The 276-nt window shown below is 38.4% G+C and carries 1 protein-coding gene; it reads left to right on the forward strand.

Annotated elements, in window-relative coordinates; translation table 11 throughout:
- Positions 1-28: 28 nt before the first annotated feature.
- A partial coding sequence (locus tag AAEY83_RS14640) for a response regulator (protein WP_351060002.1) occupies positions 29-276 on the forward strand: 248 nt, incomplete at its 3' end.

The raw sequence follows: 276 nt of genomic DNA on the forward strand, positions 1-276 counted from the left end.
GCAATGTTTAAAAGAGTATCCTGATTTTGTGCTGTTGGACATTCAAATGCCTATTATGGATGGCATTACTGCTTTTGAGTTGCTCAGGCAGTGCGGTTATGAGCAGCCAATATTTGCCTTAACGGCCAATGCAATGAGCCATGAGATCGAGCAGTATTTAGCACTTGGTTTTACTGATTACTTAGCTAAACCAATTGATAAAGAGAAGTTTTATAGCACTATAGCTGAGCATCTCGCATCAATAAAAAATGAGCAAAACAGCACAAGCGTAAATAT

Source organism: Psychrobacter sp. TB20-MNA-CIBAN-0197 (assembly GCF_040309765.1).
GTDB classification, from domain to species: Bacteria; Pseudomonadota; Gammaproteobacteria; order Pseudomonadales; family Moraxellaceae; genus Psychrobacter; species Psychrobacter submarinus.